Annotated in this window: 21 protein-coding genes; 13 read left to right on the plus strand and 8 right to left on the minus strand. The window is 55.8% G+C overall.

Translation table 11 applies throughout. The features are described 5' to 3' along the window. The first annotated feature begins 9 nt into the window (after nt 1-9). A complete protein-coding gene (locus tag I6L47_RS02735; protein ID WP_216948605.1) occupies nt 10-1,455 on the plus strand; it encodes a bifunctional 2-methylcitrate dehydratase/aconitate hydratase in 1,446 nt (481 codons plus the stop codon). A gap of 86 nt (nt 1,456-1,541) precedes the next feature. Here the strand turns inward: I6L47_RS02735 and I6L47_RS02740 are convergent, their stop codons facing one another. After that, entirely contained in the window at nt 1,542-2,270 is a 729-nt protein-coding gene (locus I6L47_RS02740; RefSeq protein ID WP_216948606.1) for a hypothetical protein, read from the minus strand. A gap of 259 nt (nt 2,271-2,529) precedes the next feature. On the opposite strand from I6L47_RS02740, the gene I6L47_RS02745 reads away from it, so the two are divergent. Next, nucleotides 2,530-2,862: a polyhydroxyalkanoic acid system family protein gene (locus I6L47_RS02745; RefSeq protein ID WP_216948607.1), complete on the plus strand. Its 333-nt coding sequence runs from the start codon at nt 2,530-2,532 to the stop codon at nt 2,860-2,862. Between the two features lie 254 nt (nt 2,863-3,116). Beyond that, on the plus strand, nt 3,117-4,547 hold the full coding sequence (locus I6L47_RS02750) for a wax ester/triacylglycerol synthase family O-acyltransferase (RefSeq protein ID WP_216948608.1): 1,431 nt from the start codon (nt 3,117-3,119) through the stop codon (nt 4,545-4,547). 115 nt (nt 4,548-4,662) lie between these two features. On the opposite strand, the gene I6L47_RS02755 is transcribed toward I6L47_RS02750, so the two are convergent. The 4 genes from I6L47_RS02755 to I6L47_RS02770 form a co-directional block, all read right to left on the minus strand. Then, complete coding sequence (locus tag I6L47_RS02755; RefSeq protein ID WP_216948609.1) at nt 4,663-5,451, minus strand: hypothetical protein; 789 nt, start codon at nt 5,449-5,451, stop codon at nt 4,663-4,665. Between the two features lie 25 nt (nt 5,452-5,476). Continuing rightward, a complete protein-coding gene (locus tag I6L47_RS02760; RefSeq protein WP_021230121.1) occupies nt 5,477-6,118 on the minus strand; it encodes a TetR/AcrR family transcriptional regulator in 642 nt (213 codons plus the stop codon). 1 nt (nt 6,119) lies between these two features. Further along, complete coding sequence (locus tag I6L47_RS02765; RefSeq protein WP_005360486.1) at nt 6,120-7,307, minus strand: patatin-like phospholipase family protein; 1,188 nt, start codon at nt 7,305-7,307, stop codon at nt 6,120-6,122. Between the two features lie 94 nt (nt 7,308-7,401). Next, the gene (locus tag I6L47_RS02770) at nt 7,402-7,974 is read right to left on the minus strand and encodes a phasin family protein (RefSeq protein ID WP_005333118.1); all 573 of its coding nucleotides are present in this window, start codon (nt 7,972-7,974) and stop codon (nt 7,402-7,404) included. A gap of 248 nt (nt 7,975-8,222) precedes the next feature. Between I6L47_RS02770 and I6L47_RS02775 the strand changes: the two genes are divergently transcribed. Then, nucleotides 8,223-10,196, plus strand: a complete 1,974-nt coding sequence (locus I6L47_RS02775; RefSeq protein WP_216948610.1) for an SDR family oxidoreductase — start codon at nt 8,223-8,225, stop codon at nt 10,194-10,196. A gap of 90 nt (nt 10,197-10,286) precedes the next feature. Here the strand turns inward: I6L47_RS02775 and I6L47_RS02780 are convergent, their stop codons facing one another. Beyond that, complete coding sequence (locus I6L47_RS02780; protein WP_216948611.1) at nt 10,287-11,162, minus strand: triacylglycerol lipase; 876 nt, start codon at nt 11,160-11,162, stop codon at nt 10,287-10,289. 170 nt (nt 11,163-11,332) lie between these two features. On the opposite strand from I6L47_RS02780, the gene I6L47_RS02785 reads away from it, so the two are divergent. The 4 genes from I6L47_RS02785 (at nt 11,333) to I6L47_RS02800 (ending at nt 14,826) form a co-directional block, all read left to right on the plus strand. Beyond that, on the plus strand, nt 11,333-11,635 hold the full coding sequence (locus tag I6L47_RS02785) for a YebG family protein (protein ID WP_005333111.1): 303 nt from the start codon (nt 11,333-11,335) through the stop codon (nt 11,633-11,635). A gap of 380 nt (nt 11,636-12,015) precedes the next feature. After that, a complete protein-coding gene (locus I6L47_RS02790; RefSeq protein ID WP_216949307.1) occupies nt 12,016-13,293 on the plus strand; it encodes a site-specific integrase in 1,278 nt (425 codons plus the stop codon). 372 nt (nt 13,294-13,665) lie between these two features. Further along, on the plus strand, nt 13,666-14,004 hold the full coding sequence (locus tag I6L47_RS02795) for a hypothetical protein (RefSeq protein WP_216948612.1): 339 nt from the start codon (nt 13,666-13,668) through the stop codon (nt 14,002-14,004). A gap of 330 nt (nt 14,005-14,334) precedes the next feature. After that, nucleotides 14,335-14,826 carry a YodC family protein gene (locus I6L47_RS02800; RefSeq protein WP_216948613.1) on the plus strand — a complete coding sequence of 164 codons (492 nt, stop codon included), beginning with the start codon at nt 14,335-14,337 and terminating at the stop codon, nt 14,824-14,826. Nucleotides 14,827-14,833: 7 nt separating this feature from the next. Here I6L47_RS02800 and I6L47_RS02805 read toward each other — a convergent pair whose 3' ends face one another. Beyond that, nucleotides 14,834-15,097: a hypothetical protein gene (locus I6L47_RS02805; protein WP_216948614.1), complete on the minus strand. Its 264-nt coding sequence runs from the start codon at nt 15,095-15,097 to the stop codon at nt 14,834-14,836. Between the two features lie 261 nt (nt 15,098-15,358). Here I6L47_RS02805 and I6L47_RS02810 point away from each other — a divergent pair, with 261 nt between their 5' ends. Continuing rightward, the gene (locus tag I6L47_RS02810) at nt 15,359-16,198 is read left to right on the plus strand and encodes a hypothetical protein (RefSeq protein WP_216948615.1); all 840 of its coding nucleotides are present in this window, start codon (nt 15,359-15,361) and stop codon (nt 16,196-16,198) included. 316 nt (nt 16,199-16,514) lie between these two features. On the opposite strand, the gene I6L47_RS02815 is transcribed toward I6L47_RS02810, so the two are convergent. Next, nucleotides 16,515-16,700, minus strand: coding sequence for a hypothetical protein (locus I6L47_RS02815; RefSeq protein WP_216948616.1), 186 nt, complete (start codon nt 16,698-16,700; stop codon nt 16,515-16,517). A gap of 136 nt (nt 16,701-16,836) precedes the next feature. Between I6L47_RS02815 and I6L47_RS22420 the strand changes: the two genes are divergently transcribed. From I6L47_RS22420 to I6L47_RS02835, 4 genes are all read left to right on the plus strand, one after another. After that, the gene (locus I6L47_RS22420) at nt 16,837-17,976 is read left to right on the plus strand and encodes a phage/plasmid replication protein (protein WP_254204805.1); all 1,140 of its coding nucleotides are present in this window, start codon (nt 16,837-16,839) and stop codon (nt 17,974-17,976) included. After that, on the plus strand, nt 17,973-18,254 hold the full coding sequence (locus tag I6L47_RS02825; RefSeq protein WP_216948617.1) for a hypothetical protein: 282 nt from the start codon (nt 17,973-17,975) through the stop codon (nt 18,252-18,254). Before I6L47_RS22420 ends, I6L47_RS02825 begins: the two co-directional genes overlap by 4 nt. 12 nt (nt 18,255-18,266) lie before the next feature. Further along, a complete protein-coding gene (locus I6L47_RS02830; protein WP_216948618.1) occupies nt 18,267-18,554 on the plus strand; it encodes a single-stranded DNA-binding protein in 288 nt (95 codons plus the stop codon). A gap of 76 nt (nt 18,555-18,630) precedes the next feature. Further along, a complete protein-coding gene (locus tag I6L47_RS02835) occupies nt 18,631-18,849 on the plus strand; it encodes a major capsid protein (protein ID WP_216948619.1) in 219 nt (72 codons plus the stop codon). Nucleotides 18,850-18,935 lie beyond the last annotated feature (86 nt).

The raw sequence follows: 18,935 nt of genomic DNA on the forward strand, positions 1-18,935 counted from the left end.
GAAATCACGATGTCCGCCAACGTCGACGTCAACCACAGACCAGACCCTGATCAGGTGCTGGTCGATATTGCCGATTATGTCTGCAACCACCCAATTACCAGCGAGGCGGCCCTCGACACTGCCCGCTACTGCCTGATGGACACGCTCGGCTGTGGCCTATTGGCCCTGCGTTTCCCCGAGTGCACCAAGCACCTTGGCCCCATCGTCCCCGGCACGCTCGTACCCCACGGTGCCCGGGTGCCCGGCACCCAGCTCTGCCTCGACCCGGTCAAGGCGGCCTGGGATATCGGCGCCATCATCCGCTGGCTCGATTACAACGACACCTGGCTGGCCGCCGAGTGGGGTCACCCATCCGATAATCTGGGGGGCATTCTGGCCACTGCCGACTGGCTCTCCCGTACTCGCGTGGCCGAGGGCAAGGCGCCGCTCACCATGGCCGATGTGCTGGTGGCCATGGTCAAAGCCCACGAAATTCAGGGTGTGCTGGCGCTGGAGAACTCCTTCAACCGGGTTGGTCTCGATCACGTGGTTCTGGTCAAGGTCGCCAGCACCGCCGTGGTGACTCACATGCTGGGGGGCACCCGCGATCAGATGATCGATGCGGTCTCCCAGGCCTGGGTCGATGGTCAGAGCCTGCGTACCTACCGCCATGCCCCCAATGCGGGTTCCCGCAAGAGCTGGGCGGCGGGGGATGCCACCTCGCGCGCGGTGCGCCTCGCCCTTATCACCATGAGTGGCGAGATGGGCTATCCAGGCGTACTGAGCGCGCCCAAGTGGGGTTTCTACGACGTGCTGTTCAAGGGCAATCAGTTCGCCCTGCATCAGGGGTACGGTAGCTATGTGATGGAGAACGTGCTGTTCAAGATCTCCTATCCCGCCGAGTTCCACGCCCAGACAGCTGTGGAGTGCGCCATGAAGCTGCACGCTCAGGTGAAGGGTCGGCTGGATGAGATTGACCGCATCGAACTCACCACCCATGAGTCGGCCATTCGCATCATCAGCAAGGTGGGTGCCCTCAACAACCCGGCCGATCGGGATCACTGCCTGCAGTACATGGTGGCAGTGCCGCTGATCTTCGGTCGCCTGATCGCCGAAGATTACGAGGACGATGTCGCCGCCGATCCCCGCATCGACGTGTTACGCGGCAAGATGGTGGTGCAGGAGGATAAACGCTACAGCCGCGAATATCTGGAGGCGGACAAGCGATCCATTGCCAACGCCATCCAGATCTTCTTCAAGGACGGCACTCACACCGCCAAGGTGGAGGTGGAGTACCCGGTCGGCCATCGTCGCCGTCGGGAGGAGGGGATCCCGCTGCTGGTGGAGAAATTCCAGCACAATCTGGCCACCCGCTTCCCGGCCAAACGGGTCAACGACATTCTGGCCCTCTGTCAGGATGGGCCGCGCCTTGCCGCCACCCCGGTACACGCATTTATGGATCTGCTGGTGATCTGACCGATATCTACCGGCAAACAGTGATAAACGAAAAGCGGGCTCATCGGCCCGCTTTGTTATTCTGGCGGCTTATCCCTCGATAAGCATCACCCCAGCGCACTGCTGTCGTCGTTAAAAAGCGCCGTCATGATGGCCGTTTCGCGACTGGCGATGGTTTCGAGAAACTCGTTGGCACGCCCCATCTGATGACACACCTGATAACCACGCTCGACAAAGGAGAAGAGCTCGCCAAGCCCAGCCAGATAGGCGGGCCCTGACACCAGCTTGAGGGTTGCCCCCAGCAGTGGCTTTCTCGCCAATCTGTCCAGCGTCATCCCAAGCTCGCTCACCAATGCAATCTGATGTTCACGGCGCGCCTGTTCACCCACGGCACGATAGGCGATGGTGTAGTGGTCCGGCGTGATGGGATCAATGCCATCAATGCGCCGCAGCGCCACCACCATCAGGTAGTCCAGCTCCTCGGAGAGGGCATCAAGCTCGATCGCTTGCGCCAGCACCTTGAGGCCGGACTCCGGCAACAGCCGCTCGGCGGTTGGCATCACCCGCATCACGTCCGCATCGCGGCGGGCACAATCCCCCGGGCCATAGAGATCGGTCAGGAAAAACTCGGCGGCAGGGCCATAGCGGTCACTCTCCAGCAGATCACGATGGGTTCGCCCCAACCGGTCGGCCTGCCACTGGCGTAGCCGATCCCGATCCTGCTGATCTTCCGGGTGGGCACGCATCTGCTCGCGCAAGGCTGCAACCCGCTTGAGCTGGCGGTAGAGCCGACCCAGGGTGCTATCGTCGTCGTGGGCATGTTCTTGATGCGTCATCTACAGCTCTCTGGCCTTGGGCCCATTGATGGGGATTGGGTGATACGAAGATACAAGTGAATGAAAAACAAGCAGCTTTTGCTGACCGTTCCGTGACAAGTGTAGCGCGCACGGGGGAGGGAATAAATGCCATGTCCCGCTGATGGCCTGCATCCCTCTCGACTCTGTTAAGTGAGTCCCATTTATGTGAACCATCCTTTCATTTGTTGTGAACATGTGTTTAATATCAATAACTAACTTATGACCCAGAGTAACGACCATGTTCTTCAACTCGCTCGCTGGCAGCAGCGCACTCTCTATCATCCAGATCAGCCGTCAGCATCCGCTGGGACTGGCCGCCGCCCGGATCGCGGCCGAAGCCATCGCTGCGGACATGAGCGAGAGCTATCAACTCGATTGCGAATGGGCAGATGAAGAGGAGACCGAGCTTCGTTTTCGCGGCTCAGGGGTACATGGCACTCTCACCCTGGACGATGAAACCTTGGAACTGGAAGTGCATCTTGGTTTGATGCTGTTGCCGGTACGCAGCGTACTGGAGCAAGAGATCCTCGATTATGTCGACAATCGCTTACCTTGCCCCAAACGTGTTTGAAACTCTTCGTTGCACTGGTTTTAAATAAACCAGCTGTAAACGATGGCTGTTTGAAATAAGTTGGCAAGCCATATGGTTTGTCAGATTTATTATCCAGCGAGGTCTTGATTCTATTTGTCAGTAATCTTTCATCTTTATTTCATATTTCGGGTCGGCACTCATTAAAGTCATTCTGATTGCATCAAGTCTTCATCCGGATATGAGGACAGGAGCAATTTGCCGTCTCGGTAAATTCATTTTGTAGGGAAACAACCATGCCACTGAGTGAATTTATCTCCTGCGTCGATACCGCCTGGTTACGCATGGACAGACCCAACAACCTGATGCAGATCATCGGTGTCCTGATGTTTGAAGGAGAGCTTGATGAAGCGCGTCTGCGGGCCGGATTGCGCCACACCATTTCGGTGCAACCCCGCTTCCACCAGCGGGCCGTGCTGGAGGGGGGATCCTACTACTGGCGCCATGATCCCGATTTCGATCTCGATCAGCACCTCAAGCGAGTGATCCTGCCGGGTGAAGCGGGCAAGCTGGAGCTGGAGAAGCTGGTGGCCGATCTCGCCTCGACGCCGCTCAACCACCAGCGCCCCCTGTGGGATATGCACCTGACCGACACGTCGCTGGGTGGGCAAGCGCTGGTGGTGCGCATTCACCACGCCATGGGCGACGGCTTCTCGCTGGTGCGGGCCATGCTGACCATGATGGATAACACCCCGGAAGGGGCGCCGCGACTACCGTCACCGGAGCCACTGGATGACAGCGATGACGAGGATGAGGAGGATTGCCATCAGGGCAGCCGTTTGGTGCGGGCCGGCCTCAAGCTGACCGGTAGCCTCTGGTCCAAATATGTCGAAGTGGTCACCCATCCCACCAAGGCGGTGGATTACCTCAAGACCGGGCGGGATGTGGCGAGCGAGCTGTGCAATATCGCCACCCTTGGTGATGATTCACCCTGCCGCCTGCGTGGCAAGACCACCAGCACCAAGCGGGTGGCCTGGTCGGAGCAAATTGATCTGCCGGATATCAAGGCAGTGGGCAAGGTTCTGGGCTGCTCGGTCAACGATCTGCTGATCGCCGCCACCGCAGGGGCGTTTCGCCACTACCTGCAGGAGAAGGGGGATGATGCCAACAAGGTCAAGATCCGCGCCCTGGTGCCAGTCAATATGCGAGCACCGGACGATGAGGGGGCTCTTGGCAACCGCTTCGGGCTGGTGGCCCTGGACTTGCCACTGGATGTTGAACACCCGTTGCAGCGGCTCTATACCGTACGTGACCGGATGCAGGCGCTGCGCACCTCGCTGCAACCCGTGGTAGTGCTCAACCTGTTACATGCCCTTGGCATGGCCCCCAATGCGGTGCAACAGCAGGCTGTCGAGCTGCTCACGGCCAAGGCCAGCGCGGTGATCACCAATGTGCCTGGCCCGCAGCAGACCCTCTATCTGGCTGGAGCAAAATTGCGTCAGCCGCTGTTCTGGGTGCCGCAATCGGGGGATATCGGCGTCGGCGTCTCCATCCTCTCTTACGATCACAAGGTGCAACTGGGCCTAATCACCGACAAGAAGCTGGTACCGGATCCGGATCGGGTGGTCGAGCGGTTTGCGGTGGAGTTCGAGCAACTGCTATTGCTGGTGCTGATGGAGCCGGAGCTGTTGTTTGACCCCAACGGACTGGATGCGCTGCTCGGTTGAGCGTGCACTTGAGCGACCAGTGACGGCGTAGCCAGCCGGTCTGCCCCCATCATAAAAGAGGCCAACCCGCGGGTTGGCCTCTTGTTTTGTTGTCTATCCGTGGCAAGAGTGGCGGTTAATCCGCCAGCTCTTCGCGCGCAGCCTCCACATCGAGGCGCTCCATGGCATCCATGGGTTCGCACTCGGCCGCTTCAGCATAGAGGGCTTCGGCTGCTTTCAGGCGGCTCTTGCCGTGCAGCATCACCTGAGCGTTGGCGTACTCCATGCGAGCGATAGCCGATTCGGGGATCAGCGCCAGCGCCTCCTTGAAATGACGCTCGGACTCCTCCTTCTTGGCGCCATAGGTGAGGCCGCCGATCATGGCCCCCAACTTGTCGACGATCTCGGCGTGCCAGGCGCCAAAGGCAATATGGGCCTCGGCGTGATCTGGCGACAGCTCCAGCGCCTTCTCAAGGCTTGCCTTGATCTTGTCGCCAATTCCTTGCGAGAGGGCCTTGGAGATGGAGATCACCTGGCTGTAGCGCCCGAGGGCCAGAGCGTGGAAATACCAGGCGTTGGCGTTCTTGGGTTGGCGCTTTTGCAGCTTCTCGGCATGGCTGGCCGCCCGCTCGAAGGCGGCGCGCTTGGCATACTTGTCTTCCAGCAGATAGCTGGCGTGGATCACCAGCGCCTTGTTTGCCACATTGAGGCCCGCCTCACCGGCCGCTTCGCCAAGGGCGACGGCCCGGGCAAAATCCCCGGCATGATAGGCCCGCCAGGCATCCTGTACCTGCTCATCCTCGGGCCAGGGTTCGGCATCCCCCTGATGGAGACGCTCCCAGTTGTCCGCCAGCTTCTGGCCAGTATACTCATAGGCCGCATCCGCGTAGGGGAAGGGGACAAATTCGAGTTGTGAAGTGGTCATGCTTGTTCTCCCTGTAGCATGTGAATCAAACCTTGTCGGTGTAGTGGTGGGCGAGGGCGCCCAGATGAGCGCGGGCATCGGCCCGCAAATAGGGTGCGACCAGTTGCATCACCTGAAAGACGCCGAGGGCGATATCGGCGTCCGCCTTGGGGTGCAGTGCCCGCTGGTAAGAGATCCAGAATGTGCCCACCAGCGCCACATTGGCTGCCAGCGTGCGCATCTGTTGCGTCGTGCCCTCCATCAGCCCGACCGTTTGCAGATGGTTGCAAATGGCGATGGCGGTCTGCTCCTTGCGGCGCAGCAGGGCGGAAAAGCGCTGTTCCACCTGATGATAACCACTCATCAGGGTCGCGATATCGTAGTAGAGGAAACGGTACTGCCAGATGGCTTCAAACATCAGGTGGAGAAAGAGCCAGATATCTTCGGGCTCATCGGACGGGGTGCTGACCGCCTCCAGCAGGCGATCCATCTGCTGTTCAAATTCGCAGAACAGGGCGTTGACGATCTCCTCCTTGTTGTGGAAGTGGTAGTAGAGATTGCCCTGGCTGATCTCCATCTCGGCCGCAATGGCCGAGGTGGTGACGCTGGGTTCCCCTTGTCGATTGAAGCAGGCGAGGGCAGTGGTCAGGATCCGCTCCCGGGTACGACGTTTGGGTTTGCGATCCATGCTACTCCTTTGGTGATGAACGGCGCACGCCGTGGCGATAGCGTTTGGCAAGCCAGTGCTGCAACTGCTCCAGCGACTTGTCGAGGGCGGCGACCGAGCCAATGCCGGGGGCCAGCAGGGTGCGATCTTCATCGGCCAGCGCGGCCAGATTGAGCTCGAGGCCATGCTTGGCCAGCACCGGCGCCAGCTCGTTACGACGCTGCCAGAGATCGCGGCGGGTATGCTGGTAAGCGTGCTCGCAGAGACGGCGGCGATCCCGATAACTGAACACATTGGTGAAGAACATCTCGCCATCGGCAGAAGAGGGCTCAAACAGCAGGGCGTCAGCGTCGGGATATTGGTGTTTGTAGCGATCCATCCCCACATGCATGCGGGAGTGGATGATGGCGCGAAAGGTTTGGGCCAGTACCACCGGCAGACCGCTGTCCACCAGATTGGTCGGCGCGCCGGCGGCCATGTCCGCATCATAGGGAACCAGCGGATTGATGCAGAACACCAGATCCGCCCCCTCTTCCAGCGCTACCGAAGCGTGCAGAGTCTTGATCAGCGCCCCGTCCACATAGTAACGACCGTTGATCAATGAAGGGGGAAAGAGGCCGGGCAGGGCGGCCGACGCCTGTACCGCCGCCGAGATAGGCACGTCATCGAGCCCCGGGCTGCCGAAGGCGACCGGATGGCCGGTATCGAGTTCGGTGGCGACCACAAACAGTCGACTGCGCAGCTGGCGAAAATCGTTGCTGCGGCCGGGACGAGAAAAAAACTGGGTCAGGGTGCGATCCACCCCGCGGTTGTCGAACAGTCCGGTCGGAATGGCCTTGGAGAGTCCCTGCAGCGATTCAAACAGGCTGCGCTTCCAGGGCGCCGCCAGATAGTAGGTCAGGCTCTGCCACGCCAGTGGCGGGATCGAGGTCAGGCGGTCGGCATATTCACGAAAGGCGGGTCGCAGCAAGGTAGCCGGGTCAAACATCTCCCCCGAATCATCGCTGAGCAGGATCCGCACCAGCTTAGCCGGCGAGATGCCGTTGGCCAGCGCCGATGCCACCACGGCCCCCGAACTGACGCCAACATAGATATCGGCATGGTCAAGGCGCAGGCCGTTGATGCTGTCAGAGAGGGCTGCGCAGGCACCGATCTCGTAGATGCCGCCGAGCGGCCCGCCGCCAGCAAGGGCAATTGCGATGGTACTCATAGCGTTGCCTCCCTATCCATGACATTCACCATGACAAGACCGGCCCAGCGCAGGGCATGGGCCGGTATCAATCACCTTCCGTCACCGCGAGGGATCAGGGCAGGACGCTCTCTGCTTTGGCCTTCACCTCTTTCACCGCGTCTTCAGCGGCGGAGAGGAGATCGGCGGCCTGCTCAACCACGGCCTCTTTAGCCTTGGCTACCGGCGCCTTCTTTACCGGAGGCTTGCGGGCAGCGGGCTTTTTGGCGGCAGCCGGTTTGGCTTCTGCGGCCGGGGCTTCCTCTTCCTGTGCATCCAGCAGTTGCTGGACCACATCGGTCAGCTCGGCCATGCGCTTGGAGAGCTTGTCGATATCCTTGCGGGTCGGAATGCCGAGGCTGGCCACAGCGCGGGCCACGCGATCTTCAAACACCTGCTCCAGACGACCCCAGGTATTGGCGGTCTTGTCGGTCACAGCGGCAATCTTCTCATCTGCGCTCTGACGGGTTTTTGCCTGCAGCGCTTCACCTTCCTGCACCAGGGCTTCAAAGATCTTGCCACCCTCTTCCTGCGCCTTGGCATAGGCACCCAGACCCGCCAACCAGATCTGCTGGGTGGACTCCTTGATGGTGGAGGTGAGTTGGTTGTCGGTCACTGACCCTGCCAGCGCTTTCAATTTCTTAGCCATGATCTTCTCCTTGAATAACGACAGTTAAATGTAATGGCGACAACGAAACTGCAATCGGGTTGTGGCATTACTGATTTTTCAACTTCAGTCTAGGGAGAAAAAATAGAGGGTTCTACCTAATAACGGAACAGGCACACCACCGAAATTAGGGTTTGCTCACGAACCGACAATCAAATTGCGGATTCCCATATGAATCGTGATATATCTAACAACCTAGTAACACCCTAATCAGTAGCAGGATTCTCTTTATGAACTATTTCATTACTGGCGGTAGTGGTTTTATCGGGCGTCGATTGATCAAAAAGTTATTCCAACAGCATCCCGACTGTATCGTCTATTTTCTGATGCGCGCCTCTCATCAGGATAAATTGCCGGAGTTATTTGCATTCTGGAATGTGGATGAATCGCGCGCAGTCCCGGTTTTTGGCGACATGACGCAACCGCTGCTGGGGGTATCGGTCGAGATGCAGGAGCAGTTGATCGGCAAGATCGAGCATTTTTTCCATCTCGCGGCCATCTATGACCTCAACGCCAAGGCAGGGATCCAGCAGCAGGTCAACACCGAAGGGACCCGTCAGGCTGTTCAACTTGCCGAGCGGCTAGGGGCAGGGCAGTTCCACCACTGCAGCTCCATCGCTGCAGCGGGCCTGTTTGACGGTCTGTTTCGCGAGGACATGTTCGATGAGGCCGAACACCTCGACATGCCTTACTTCCAGACCAAGCACGAAGCGGAAGGGATTGTGCGAAACGAGTGCACCATTCCGTGGCGAGTCTATCGACCGGGGATCGTTGTCGGTGACTCCAATACCGGCGAGATGGACAAGATTGACGGCCCTTACTACTTCTTCAAGACCATCCAGAAGCTGCGTCGCCTGCTGCCGCCCTGGATGCCCGCCATCGGGGTTGAGGGCGGGCGCATCAACATAGTGCCTGTCAACTTTGTGGTCGATGCCATGGTGCATATTGCCCATCAGGAGGGAGAGGAGAACAAAACCTTCCACCTGACCGACCCCAACCCGATGCGGGTCGGCGACATGCTGAGCACCTTCTCCCGCGCCGCCCATGCGCCGGAGCCTGCGATCCGCATCAATGCCTCTCTCTTTAATTTCATTCCCCGCCACCTGACCGCCATGCTGATGACCATGGCGCCGGTGCGCCGCATCCGCGATGCCGCCATCGCCGATCTGGGTCTGCCCAAGGATGTGTTCCGCCTTATCAGCTATCCCACCCGTTTCGACAGTCGCGAAACCCAGCGGGTACTGAAAGGGACAGGCATCGAAGTGCCACCGCTGCACAGCTACGCCTGGCGGCTGTGGGATTACTGGGAGCGCCACCTCGACCCGGAGCTCTTCATCGATCGCTCCCTGCGTGGTCGGGTAGAAGGCAAGGTGGTGCTGGTGACCGGGGCCACCTCAGGCATTGGCCGTGCAACCGCGCGCAAGCTGGCGGGGGCGGGGGCCAACGTCGTTACCATTGCCCGCGACGAGCAGAAGATTGCCGAGACTAAAGCCGAGTTTGCCGAGCTGGGGCTGACCATCGAGATCTATCAGGGGGATCTCTCCAATCTGGCTCAGGCCGAGGAGATCACCGCTCGCATCGTGGCCGATCACGGCGGCGTCGATATTCTGGTCAACAATGCCGGCCGCTCCATCCGTCGCTCCATCGAGGACTCCTTCGATCGCTTCCACGATCTGGAGCGCACCATGCAGCTCAACTACTTTGGTGCGCTCAAGGTGATCATGGGAGTACTGCCCACCATGATCGAGAAGAAAAAAGGGCACATCATCAACATCTCCTCCATCGGGGTGTTGACCAATGCGCCGCGCTTCTCCGCCTATGTTGCCTCCAAGTCGGCCCTCGATGCCTGGGTGCGTACCGCCGCCTCCGAGTTTGCCGATAAAGGGGTGAGCTTCTCCATCATCAATATGCCGCTGGTGAAAACGCCGATGGTCGCACCGACCAAGGTCTATGAGCAGGTACCGATGATGACGCCGGAAGAGGCTGCCGATCTGGTGTGCGATACCATCATCAACAAGCATGTTCGTCTGGCCACTCGCCTCGGGGTATTTGGTCAGGTGGTTCACGCTCTGGCGCCGCGTGTCGCTCAGGTCATCATGAACACCAGCTTCCGCACCTTTGCTGATCCCAAGGATGGCGACAAGTCCAAGGCCACTGCCGATCAGGTTGCCGTCTCGACCCTGATCAAGGGGATCCACTTCTAACCTGATGATGGGATAAAGAGATCAACAGGGGCCTGAGCAATCAGGCCCCTGTTTTATTTGGAATAACAGTTGAAGGACGAATAAGGAGGGTCAGACTCGGGACAGCAGATCAAGCAGCAGATCTGTCGTACGACGGGAGTAAAGCAGAGAGAGATGACCAATGGCAGGCAACTCGATATCTTCCATTCCCGCCAATCGTTGCCTCTCCTGCGGCATCACCACATTGTCGTGACTGGTGCGCACCGAGATGCCGGGCACGCAAAGCGGCACAGAGGCAAAACGCTGCAACCAGCCGGAACCGGGCTCCATCTCGCGGGCATTGGCTCCAAGCCCAAGGGCGGCCAGCTGACTGCCCTGATGAGGCGTAGCCAGGGTGATCAGACGTGCGACCTTGTCACCACCATGGATAGCCAGATAGTCGCGGCAGACTAGCCCGCCCATACTGTGGCCGACCAGCACCAGCTTGTCAGCCCCGGTCTGCGCCAGCACATCGTCAATCCGGGTGGCCAGCAGCGGCACCATCTCATCGATATGACCAAATGGTGGCATCAAGGTAATGGTGGCGACCACATGGCCTGCGGTCTCCAGTCGGGTGCGCTGGGTACGCCAGATCCCGCGACTGCAACCGTAACCATGCACCAACAATACGGGGCGCTGGCATGGACGCAGCCGATCGGGTGCCATCAGCAAAGGCTCAAACGGTAACAACCAGGTGAAGGTGTAAAGGTAGGCCAGCATCTCCTGCGCCATCATCTTCACCCTGCGCCAGGGGCCGATAGCCGGGGAGGGGTAGAAGCGGGTAAACAGCCAGCTGCCGAGTACCACCAGACAACGCAACCCAAGCAGGGCAAACACGACAAACAGCAGGGTCAGCAACCAGGGGAGTCCCACGACCAAGTGGGCGATACTCCCGAGGAGCAGCACCTCTACCATCAGCAGGATAAACAGGTGTCGTACGATCGTCATAAGGCCATGATCCGACCAGTCAGGCGTGGAAGTCAAATGGCACTTTGAGACAGCTTGATCCAGCGCGGCTTTTGTCGCTAAACCCCGGCGAACTCTTTTCCGGAGAGGTTATTTGCAATACTGTATATCCATACATATACTCTATCCATCATCACCAAGAGGAGGCCATCATGGCTGTCGAGATCAAATATGTGGTTGTTCGTGGGGGAGTGGAAAAAATGACCTTTGCCAGCAAAAAAGAGGCCGATGCCTATGACAAGCTGCTGGATACGGCCGATGAGTTGATGACCCTGTTGGCTGGCGCCCCGATCGAGCTGGCCCCAGAGCAGCAAGAGAGTCTGGCATTCTACCTGGCAGAACAACGCGATGTGCTGCAAACCCTGCTGCGCGGCGGCAAGGTTCAAGCAGGCACGAAAGAGGAAGAGGCCCCAGCAGCCAAGCGCAAGGAGAAGCCACTAAAGCAGGTGGCCTGATTGCACAGACCTGCTATTTCTCGGGATAAACAGCTCGCTTCATTCACTTCATTTGCATTTAAAACCATTTTTACGGCTATTTACCCCGAGAATTTTCTAACAACGGTGCATATCCAATGCATAACTGAATAGCGTGCACCACTGAGCAACATCAGTCAGATCTATGAGGAAATAATGAGCAAACAGTGGAGAGAACGTTATCCAGATCGCTCCTGGTGACCTTAATCAGCAACAACAAGAGGCAGTACCAATCCCAATAGAAGCCGCATTCATGTATCACGAGCCCTTTTCTAGCAACTCGGCTCACAGGCTCATATCGACTCATCTCAGCATCAACAAGCAACACCATGACTCAACAACCATTATCCTTGCCGCCAGCCATGCCGCTGTTTGACAGCCTTATCTATCTGGAGGCCGGTAACCCACAGGTCAATCAGTACCTTGCCAACCTCAGCCTCAACGATGTACCCGATGCCGGTCTGGTTTACGAACTGGCGGTCGATTGGCTGCTGGAGCAGCGCAACAGCGAAAACAACTACAAAACATATCGCAGCGAACTGACCACTTTTTTGCACTGGTGCTTTCGCGAGGCGGCCATCAGCCCGAAAGATCTCACTCGCCGCATCATGATCCGCTATCTCGACTACTGTCAGTCCCCCCCTGACGAGTTGATCGCCTATCGCAACGTGGCGCAGTTTATCCTCGACAAGGAGTGGGGGGAGCGGTTGCCCAATCCGCAATGGCGACCGTTTCTCGGCAAGCGGGAGCTGGGCCGCACCTTGCCCTATCGTCTTAGCGAGCAGGCGATGAAGACCAAGCTCGCCATCCTGTCGGCCTTCTTCCAGTTCCTGATCCAGGATGAGTACATGGACAGGAATCCCGCTCAGCTACTGCAGCGGGTCAAACGGCCGCAACAGCAGGAGACCGATGATCAGGTGCAGGCCTTCAGCGAGTTGCAGTGGTCATACGTGATGCAAGCTGCCGATACCCTTGCCAACGACCATCCGGAGCAGCATGAGCGCAGCCGTTTTCTCACCATTCTGATGTACGCCTGCTATCTGCGGATCTCTGAGGTTGCTGCCCGGCCGGGCTTTACACCTGTGATGGGGCAGTTCAGGCGGGATCGCAAAACCGGCGTCTGGGGCTACTTTATTCCGCAAAGCAAAGGGGGTAAACGGCGTACCGTAGCGGTATCCCAAGCGCTGTTGGCGGCACTCGAACGCTACCGCCGTTTCCTCGGTCTCTCTCCCTTGCCGACACCGGATGAACAGACGCCACTGTTCGTTCGTCATAAAGCGGCAGCCCACGGCCGCGAGCAGGGCGAGCTAAACGCCAATCTCGGTATTCGCCAGTTACGGGATTTGATCATGGTGATCATCGGTAAAGGCGCAGAATTGGCAGAGCAGGATGGATTTGTCCAGGATGCAGCCGAAATGCGGCAACTCTCTCCCCATGCGATCCGCCATACCGGGATCACCCATGACATCAACCTGCATGGGAGACCGCTTTCCCACGTACAGGCCGATGCAGGGCATGACAGCATCGACACCACTTCGAAATACCTGCACACCAGCAATAGTGAACGACATGAGAGCGCCCAGCAAAAGCCGCTGGACCGATTGAACCAACATATGAGAGATAACATTCACAAGAACTAACAAACAACGTGACATGACCCTGATTTGTATTGACTGCTCTTAGAACACAGAATGGCTTGTTTGGGATGTCATAGAAGTTGGTGCGGCGATGTTGTACTTCTCTGGATGGCAATCGGTTCAGGAAATATTTTTGGCTCACATGGATGATTCAGAACAGGCTCCTTGCCATCTGCGGCATACATATTTATCCCGTAGCAGAGAAGCAAAAAACGGAATTGTTTGCTGAAACACCGAGAACACCCGATGCCGAAAGCTAAGTAACATGCCGGAAGCAGTCATATTCGGTTGAACAGCGCCTTGTTATCACACTTGCATATCCAGTCATCATTGGTGATATTGATATCAATATTAACAAGATACCAAGGAGCGGGTATGCAAGTGGCAGTGGTGGAAAAGACCTTCAGGATCGTTGGCAAAGGGTCTCTCATAGCCCAGTTCACCTTTATCTCTTCAGGCACGCTGCATATCTGGTTTCCGGATGTGGGCCTGCAGATGGAGGCCCACTGCAAAGAGTTGCGTATCGAAGATTGCACCATTATCTATACCAATGGCCTCCATCACGGCCAGCCCCGAGCACTCTGGTCCTTAACCCTCCATCCCGATGATATGAACGAGCTCAAACGCATATTGCAGCAGTTCAACAGCAACCTCTACTTGACCTGCCAGCCATCCACATTGGCCATCGCCAAACGTGCCTTGAATATGAATTGACCCAACTTCCAAAATGAAATGGCGAATACTCTTCAAGCCGAATAAGCCGTGACGATTTAAGGGGAGGGGAGTCTATCGCGATAGTCGGCATTTTTTATGGCTGTTTTACAAGAAGGAGTATCAATATTTCCAGAGAGAGACCTCTCAAGTAGGGGACAGATATTTCTAAGAATATTCATTGTAATAACGAGGATTATAACTGTGAAAATCAAACATAATGTTCAATAAGTGAGGGGGATTCCGCACAACGTCTTGATTTAATAGTGGACTCTTGTCTCAAAATGGGACATTTCGGTGATGTGGGGCAGGGCGGTTGACTGTGTTATTCTGTTGTCGCTGCAAGAGCATCTGCAGGGGGAATCAACCAGATATCGTCCTTCTGCTTTGGGCAGTCAGATCGCTGGAGGTCTGTGTGTAGCCTCGATCCTGATCGATTTCCGAACCTTTAAGCTAAGGAAAAGCTGCGGGCTACTGCTTTCAACAAGCCTTGTTATCTCTCACAATGATGCCGATAACCCTATTTATCGGCATTTCCATCATGTTGATCACTTGAATCCGTACTTCTTTATCACCATCTTCACTTTGCCTATTAATTCCTCAGGGAGAAACCTCGAAATGGCATATAACATCGGTGATGTGGTTTATCTGAACAGCGGCAGTCCATATATGACTGTCACGTACCTGAATCCTCGGGAAGACGAAGTGCATTGCAAGTGGTTCTTCAATGGCCAGCAGTGCCATGGAAATTACCCATCCGCAGCACTAACGCTAAAATCAGAAGATACAGAGGCTGAGGCGGGATCGGTTAAGTTGTGGGATTAATGCAATCTCAGATTTCTTTCCCATAATCTGGACCCCAATCTATTTCACCTGGTGACGTGGCATTGGGGTCACACTGAGCCAACAGTTCTTCCAGCGTGTAGCGCGGCTGACCATTCAGTTTTACGCGAGCACGTTCTACATCATCCAACGCAGCTTTCGGCAGCGCCGGATCACCATCTTCAAGAGCTGCCTGCAGATAGGCAACCATGTCGGCCTCGGTGGCCAAGGCGTCAGCCACATCAAAACGGCTCCATTGCTCAGTTCTCTTCATTCCGTCCTCCTGCATCCGTCATTGCGCATAATGTCTGGTGGTTATGTTGAGTGGTTTTTCCCCTGCGACAATCCCGAAGGGGCAGGGGAACGCGACTAGGCAGGAACGTGGGCCCGCTTGCGGGCATCGTTTCAACACCGGAGCGCCCGTAACATAACCCGCATTATGCGAAATCTTTTTGTCTTAGTTACTTTAATGCTTGTGCATTTTGTAACCGTTGCTATACTAATTAAAGCAACAGTGACAAAAAGGAACTTCGTCATGGACTACAAGCAATACATCGCAGACCTTCGTACCCGGTACAACAGCCTCCTTGCTGCTATTAAGCAGCCCGACCTCTACGGTATTATTGAGTCTCTTGAGGCTCTTGGTATGACACCAGCTGACTTGCCTCTTGATGAGCCTGTGTGGCCTTCCAGAGCTATTCCTCTGCGTCGTGCTATCGAGGCTCTTATGATTGAGGCCGACATGGAAGCCGATAAATTGGAGAAGCAGTTGGTCTCTATGCCTCCAAAGCCATCTCAGCCTGTTTTCATTCCATCACTGCATGATTCCGCTAAGGTCTTGCGCGATGGTCTTGAACGGATTACCGCCAAGAACGACGCGATGATTGCCGATACGTTGGCCCGTCGTGCATCCCTCTCACCAGTAACCGCTCTGGCCGAGCCACAAACAGAGGTAACAGTGACTAAAAGAAAAGCGCCCACTAAAAAGCCCAAGCAGGAAGATTTGGCAACAGTTACCGAAACAGTCCAAGAATCGCAACCCGTCGAGCCTGTTGAATTGGTAACAGTTACACAAGTTGAGCCTCAACCCGAGCAGGCCAAGCCGAAACGCCCCCGGGGGAGACCTACTTTAGGTGATCGCCCCATGACTTCAGCTGAAAAGCAGGCCGCTTATCGTGCCCGCCATAAGATGAAAAAAGTAACTGTCACCTTTGACCGTTCTGATGCTGATGAGCTGCTTACCTATATGACCGCTGTTGCAAGTGGCATCACTTTTCCCCTTGATAAACAACTTGCTACACGGCTCCGTGATGCCTGTCAGTCGGCTTGGGTTGTTCAGCTTGTTTCTGATGCTACGTCATCCACCGATGCATAACGGTTACGTAATCAGGGGCGCAAGCCCCTACAAGCCGCCCACTGCTGCCCGTGTTGGCCACCACCGTTTCGCGGCGGAACACGCCCATCTGTCCCAGAGACTGGGACACCCCCCTTCCTGCTAAACCGGTCTTTAATGCCCGGGAACGTAGGCCACCCTCGTGTCCTCGTGTCGTAGACAAAAGACTGTCGACTTCTTGCACCTCTTTAGGCATTAAAAAACCCCAGCCATGGGGCAGGGGTCTTTTGGGGCCTCTCGGAGTCCGGGGGCCAGTAACACCCGGACTTTACCGCACTAACCTGCGGTAACCTCTGATCTACTTCGCTTTCTTTTTGTTTATGTAGGCTATGTAATCCTCTTCCTTGATTTCCTGTAAACCCTTCAAAATCAATAGCTTGAGAACTTCCGTATCCTTCAGGCTTGTTTTGGTCGCGACGACGGCCTTGACCGTCTCGGTCTCCACCTTCCTCCACGTGTTGTCATCGATGTGTTTAGTCGGCATGGGTCAACTCTTTGTTACTTCTATCAACTGGATATTCATAGTTTAACCCTCTTTGAATCTTAGAAATGATATTTCTTGACAACTTAGAACTTGGATTCTAAGGTTCTCACATTATCCTAATTTCTGAGAAAATTAGATGTTTTTCGACTGGCTGACCATAGAACAGGATTTCGGGTTTCAGCTGCCGCTTCTGGATGGCAACGCTTATGCCCGTCTTGTGATAGAGGAGGGGGAGGTTGTGGAAACTGGTTCTTTGACCGCTCCGGCGTTCTCTCACAAAGGCTCCTTTTGCGACAGCGTTCTGATTAAGGTGAACGGGTCGTCTATTCGCATGTCTGGCAACCCCTCCCGCTGGGGCCGCCTCGAGAACTTGTGGGGCTACCGCTCCATTGATGCGATGGTCTGCGTTTACAACTCAATCCTGAGGGATATTTATGGTAACTGTGACCGAATCCCGCAATTCAGCAAGTGCACCAAGCTGTATTATGCGCAAGGCTCTGCCTGTGAAGTCATCGGGGCCGATGGTGCTATTATTCGAGAACTACACGTTACTGAAAATATTTCTGTCGGTGCTTCTAACGAGCGCGATTATATTAGCGGCTTGTCCACTCTTCGTTATCGCCACTCTATTCCTAGACTTCATCCGGATGGTAATTCAGTAGACTGGTTATCGAAACAGGGTAACGCCTCTCTTATTTACCCAACGGTCTATAATAAGGCTTATGAAATGGAGTTGCACTCCCTTGGCAAAATTGCTCGTGCCTTTGGTGATGATTCCGAGGAAGTGCGCCAACTCTTGAACGTTATTGGTTATTGCCGCTCTGTCGGCCTCGTCCGCTTCGAACTGAAATTAAAAAACAGATATCTGCAACGCAACAACATGCAATATTGGGGACTGTCTGATTACAGCCCACTCGAATCGTTAATGAGCGAATTTATTAATATCGACCAAAAGCTGAGCGTGACATCTATGGACTTTGAAACTATATCCGAGCGTCTTTTGACTATGGGCATTGTGGATAATACCCGTGCCGCTAATACCACTGCACTCCATGCACTTCAATGGATGCATGGCCAGACATTTGATTTTAAAAAGCGAGCCATTCAAACTCATCGCGCCAGACTTCGCCACCTCGGCATTGATATTGCCACCAAATGCAATATCTCTAAGTTCAGCCCGATATTTGTTACTGCTCGTCGCGAGGTCAAATCTAATATTGCCGTTCCGCCGAGCTGGTATGTAATGCCGCAAACTCAATTGAGGGCCGTAGCATGAAATATTGCATCTGCTGCCACCTCCCGATAATCGGTAACGGTGACTATTTCTGCAATCGCAAATCCTGCGTTGATATTCGGGCCGCTGCCGAACGTCAACGCCATATAGATGAGCACGGTAAATTCATTCTCCAGTATGAGACCTATGACGCAACAACTGAGGTGCTGCGCTTTGAGTATGCTGGCGAACGGGATTACCACGCTGATTTAATCCGCGAACAGGTCGTTGAACTGTTCGGAATCAACCCTGACGGCTCGACCGTTGAATACCGCCAATAAAGGACTGCACCTATGAAAATCGAAATCGCTAACGTGAACGTGCGCAATCAGTCTGGCACCTCCCAGCGTACCGGAAAGGCCTACAGCATGAACAAGCAAGAAGCCTACCTGCACTTGGACGGCCAGCCTTACCCGGTTCGCTTCGAGTTCAACCTGCCGGACGGCGCACAGCCCTATCAGAAAGGGTTCTACACCGTCACCGATAAGTCTTTCATCGTTGACCGTTTTGGATCACTCGGCGTCTCTGGCCAGCTCGAACTGCTGCCCATCGCCGTTGGCCAGCAGGTCAAGGTTGCCTAATTAAAGCAACAGTTACCTGTTCCCTCGCCCATGGTCAGGGTAGGGGACTTAACCAACCCAATAGGGAGATACGACCATGAAAAAACAAGCTACTGCACTGCTGAAGAAACTGGGCGCTACTGCTGTTATCGCTACTGCCTCCGTTCCCGCGTTCGCCGCTGAAGGTGATATCGATGTAAGCGCCGTAACCGGCGTTATCGCCAAGGTTGGTGTCGCTGCTGGTCTCATCGGTGTCGCCGTTCTCGGCGTGATGGCGGCCATCAAGGGTTACAAGATGGTTCGTGGCGCAATGTAACTCAGTGGGGGTGTTGTATGTCTTACCAGTACAAAGGCGTCTGTTATAACACCCCCGAGTCTACATTGGCGGCCATGGCCGCTGAC

It is taken from the genome of Aeromonas sp. FDAARGOS 1417, assembly GCF_019046985.1.
In the GTDB taxonomy this organism is placed as follows: domain Bacteria; phylum Pseudomonadota; class Gammaproteobacteria; order Enterobacterales; family Aeromonadaceae; genus Aeromonas; species Aeromonas veronii.

Excerpts from the sequence above, each read along its gene's own strand:
- I6L47_RS02735 (WP_216948605.1), top strand. The coding sequence starts at position 10 with ATGTCCGCCAACGTCGACGTCAACCACAGACCAGACCCTGATCAGGTG.
- I6L47_RS02740 (WP_216948606.1), bottom strand. The coding sequence starts at position 2,270 with ATGACGCATCAAGAACATGCCCACGACGACGATAGCACCCTGGGTCGG.
- I6L47_RS02745 (WP_216948607.1), top strand. The coding sequence starts at position 2,530 with ATGTTCTTCAACTCGCTCGCTGGCAGCAGCGCACTCTCTATCATCCAG.
- I6L47_RS02750 (WP_216948608.1), top strand. The coding sequence starts at position 3,117 with ATGCCACTGAGTGAATTTATCTCCTGCGTCGATACCGCCTGGTTACGC.
- I6L47_RS02755 (WP_216948609.1), bottom strand. The coding sequence starts at position 5,451 with ATGACCACTTCACAACTCGAATTTGTCCCCTTCCCCTACGCGGATGCG.
- I6L47_RS02760 (WP_021230121.1), bottom strand. The coding sequence starts at position 6,118 with ATGGATCGCAAACCCAAACGTCGTACCCGGGAGCGGATCCTGACCACT.
- I6L47_RS02765 (WP_005360486.1), bottom strand. The coding sequence starts at position 7,307 with ATGAGTACCATCGCAATTGCCCTTGCTGGCGGCGGGCCGCTCGGCGGC.
- I6L47_RS02770 (WP_005333118.1), bottom strand. The coding sequence starts at position 7,974 with ATGGCTAAGAAATTGAAAGCGCTGGCAGGGTCAGTGACCGACAACCAA.
- I6L47_RS02775 (WP_216948610.1), top strand. The coding sequence starts at position 8,223 with ATGAACTATTTCATTACTGGCGGTAGTGGTTTTATCGGGCGTCGATTG.
- I6L47_RS02780 (WP_216948611.1), bottom strand. The coding sequence starts at position 11,162 with ATGACGATCGTACGACACCTGTTTATCCTGCTGATGGTAGAGGTGCTG.
- I6L47_RS02785 (WP_005333111.1), top strand. The coding sequence starts at position 11,333 with ATGGCTGTCGAGATCAAATATGTGGTTGTTCGTGGGGGAGTGGAAAAA.
- I6L47_RS02790 (WP_216949307.1), top strand. The coding sequence starts at position 12,016 with ATGCCGCTGTTTGACAGCCTTATCTATCTGGAGGCCGGTAACCCACAG.
- I6L47_RS02795 (WP_216948612.1), top strand. The coding sequence starts at position 13,666 with ATGCAAGTGGCAGTGGTGGAAAAGACCTTCAGGATCGTTGGCAAAGGG.
- I6L47_RS02805 (WP_216948614.1), bottom strand. The coding sequence starts at position 15,097 with ATGAAGAGAACTGAGCAATGGAGCCGTTTTGATGTGGCTGACGCCTTG.
- I6L47_RS02810 (WP_216948615.1), top strand. The coding sequence starts at position 15,359 with ATGGACTACAAGCAATACATCGCAGACCTTCGTACCCGGTACAACAGC.
- I6L47_RS02815 (WP_216948616.1), bottom strand. The coding sequence starts at position 16,700 with ATGCCGACTAAACACATCGATGACAACACGTGGAGGAAGGTGGAGACC.
- I6L47_RS22420 (WP_254204805.1), top strand. The coding sequence starts at position 16,837 with ATGTTTTTCGACTGGCTGACCATAGAACAGGATTTCGGGTTTCAGCTG.
- I6L47_RS02825 (WP_216948617.1), top strand. The coding sequence starts at position 17,973 with ATGAAATATTGCATCTGCTGCCACCTCCCGATAATCGGTAACGGTGAC.
- I6L47_RS02830 (WP_216948618.1), top strand. The coding sequence starts at position 18,267 with ATGAAAATCGAAATCGCTAACGTGAACGTGCGCAATCAGTCTGGCACC.
- I6L47_RS02835 (WP_216948619.1), top strand. The coding sequence starts at position 18,631 with ATGAAAAAACAAGCTACTGCACTGCTGAAGAAACTGGGCGCTACTGCT.